This window comes from Dokdonella sp. (assembly GCF_049593775.1).
GTDB lineage: Bacteria > Pseudomonadota > Gammaproteobacteria > Xanthomonadales > Rhodanobacteraceae > Dokdonella.
The window spans coordinates 1-3,118 of the sequence record NZ_JBAWHJ010000005.1; the positions used below are offsets into that span (position 1 = coordinate 1).

Sequence of the window (3,118 nt, forward strand, 5' to 3'; positions counted from 1 at the left end):
ATTTTTTCCCGCAAGCCAGTGCGACCACTGATCTCAATGTCCGCCGCCGGACTCTTGATAAGCAGGTTGTCCGTGTAGGCGCTCCCGTCCCGCAACGCAAAACTGCCATTGATTGAATTGAAACTCATGCCCGACTTGAACAGGTCGCTGAAGTCCAGCGACAGGCGCCGCGGGATTTCCTGCAATGAAAGCAGGCCAAACAATCGGCCGCCAGCGCCTGGATCGACATCAAGTATGCGGCCCTTGTCGACCGAAATTTCCATGGTTCCGGTCGTATCGGCAAGGCTGAACGCAGTAGGTGCGCCAGGCCAGGTGGCATCAATTCTCGCGAAGGTTTCTCCTCCCTCGATGATGCCTGCATAGCCAAAGGCATCAAGCATGCTGCCCAGGCTTGGCGCACTCATGTCAATGGTCAAATGGGAATGATTTTCTCCGGCGCTGCCGCTCCAGTCTCCATTGGCGCGCAGGTCAAGATCGGATGACTTGGCTTCGAGCAAATCGACTCGCAGGCCCGAATCGATCGGAAAAGTCTCGAGTCGCAATTCACCCATGCGAACTTCACCCAGTTGCAAATCACCGACCCAGAGATGCAGTGGAGGAATGTTCCCGGGATTGATATCGGACAATGCAGCGGGACCCGTTTCCGCACCTTCGGGCAAGTCCGGCCAGACAACGCGGCTCATTTCCGCCGTGATCCCGCGCTTGTCCAGCTCGCGCCCGGGAACCGTTATCTTGCCATCCAGAGACTCACCGGAAACCTTGATCACGGTTGCTTCCTGCTGCGGCTCGAACTCGATGTGCAGGTCTGGAAAATCGCGGCCTGCCAATTGCATGCTGCCGACATCCAGTGTCATGGACTTGAACAGGTCGTCGCCGGCACCACCCGCGCTGAACAGTCCAATCCAGCCACCGACATCGAGCGAGTCGACCTTGCCCGCGATATGAAGCCCCTTGCCAAGCCCGTCGCCGGTTTCCGTTCCGGGCCCAAAATCCATTTGCGCCGACAACGATGACATCGGTCCGGGCAGACGCCCTTTGACGTTGAGAATGTCTCCAATGCTTGCACTGAACTTTTGCCCGGCGATCGGCATTTCGACCGTAAGTGCGAACGGCATCGTGGCGTTGGCGGGCTTGTCGAGCGGGGCCGGCAACAACATGCCTACACCCTGCATGTCACTTTGCAGGCGCAAACTCTTGCGACCCTTTGCAGCACCTTCGTCATCGCCGATTTGCAGGTCGATCAGCCAGTTGGCCTCGCCAGGAAAACTTGGCATGGCTGGCGCCAGGTCTGTTGCCCGCGCGAATACGGTGGCAGCAGGCAAAACACCCTGCAGGTTCGCCTCGAATGAATTCAGGGGATCCAGGGTGGCGCTGCCAATGGCGATGCCCAGCACGACAGGATATCCGGCATATTTCACTTCCAGCGCGTTGGCAAGGACGCTGGACCTGTTGAAGGTCACTCGGCCATTGGCCTGCTCGAATCGCAAATCCCAGTTCGCTTCGACGAGATCAGAATCAACAAGGTCAACGCGACCTTCCAGGGTCATGCGATCGTTGTCCTTCAGCGGAACATCAATCTGCAGGTGGGCGTCGCCACGGCCACCAATGGACAGCCCGCTCAGGAACTCCGCGCGTTGCACGCCGACCGGGGTCGCGCGCAGATACTTCAGGAGCTCGGAACCCCGACCATTGGCATCGATGGACAATGCCAGCTGTGAATCCTCGAACCTGGCAATGGTGGCATCGGCCGCGTCGATCTTCACACCCATTGATGCACCTGATGCGACGCTGGCCTGCAACCCGCCGTTGATGAAACGTGCCGTGACATCAAGATGCTCGCCGCTCGGCCAATCATCGAGGAATTTCAGCTCAAGATCTCGCAGCTCTGCGCGGGCGTCGAAACGGCCTGTGTTGTCATCGAACGGCCAGTTGTCCAGATCGCCACGCACCACCGCACGGCCCTCCACGATCCTGCCCGAGACCAGGGCGCGATCAAGCCACTCGACCACGTTGGGCGACATCGTGTTGACGGTCCAGAACAGCTTCGCTGCCTGCACGTCAGCGTTGCTCACCAGAGCCGACAGATCAATGAGTGGCCGAGTTCCGTCGCCCTGAAACAGGATGCCGCCGCGAAGCTCAACGGAATAGTTCGAACTTGCCACATCCAGGCGAGCGGTCTGCACTTTCCATCCCTGGCCATCGGGCCAGGCCAGTACATCGCCACCGAAACGACTCAGCTCCAGTGGCGTGCGAAAGACCTTTGGATAGTCGATGCGAGTCTCCTGCACAGGGAGTTCCAGCATTACCGATTCCTCATCACCGCGAATCCGTGCGTTGAGGGAATCGAAGCCGGGAATCGAATCGGCGGCACTGCTGGACATGCCATCCACCAACACGTCGATCGAGAATTTTTCCATCGATTCCCAGTGCACGTCCATCGCCGAGATGCTACCGCGAGGGTTGCCCAGGTATAGCCAGCGACGCCATGCGTCCGGAGCGGAATCGGACAGCATGGCGACGTTCGCCAGTGCATTCAGGTCCAGCGAATTGGCAACCATGGAAAGCTGTTTCGGATTCCCCGCCTTGTGCTCGATGACGAAACGCGCAGGTGCCGTAGCCACGCCCTGTCGAGTTACCGTCGCATCGGCAACGTCGAGCCTCAGGTCATCGCCGGATCTGCGCAGGCGTGCGTCGAGTGCGAGTCGCTCGAAGGCAGTTCGCGGCTGTACAGAAACCTCATCGGTCGTTTCGATCGCTGAACGGGCTTCCAGAACGGTGTCCGCGAGATCGACCTTGAGGGCTACGTCATTGATGCGGGCGTCCTGCCAGTCGGCCCAGAACTCGAAATCTCCGCTTGCAGAGAGAAGCCGGATACCGCCTACCGGGAATCCGGAGATCAACTCGGCGAGGTCGACATTCCCGCCACCCGCATATAGTCGCCCGGATCCGGCCTCGACATCGATGTCGGCAACCAGGGCCAGAGACGAAGCCGTGCTGGTTCCACGACCAATCTGGCCAAGCACTCGCGTGATCCGGCCGAGATTCACGACGCGCAATTCGGGTACGTGGAAGTCGAGATTCATGTCGCGCGATGCATCAACCACCCGGACCTTCAAGT

1 protein-coding gene is annotated in these 3,118 nt (G+C 59.4%); it reads right to left on the reverse strand.

Annotated elements, in window-relative coordinates; all coding sequences use genetic code 11:
- Positions 1-3,083 (reverse strand): YhdP family protein (locus WBP53_RS00130; protein WP_423924712.1); only part of this gene is annotated, 3,083 nt, incomplete at its 3' end.
- Positions 3,084-3,118 lie beyond the last annotated feature (35 nt).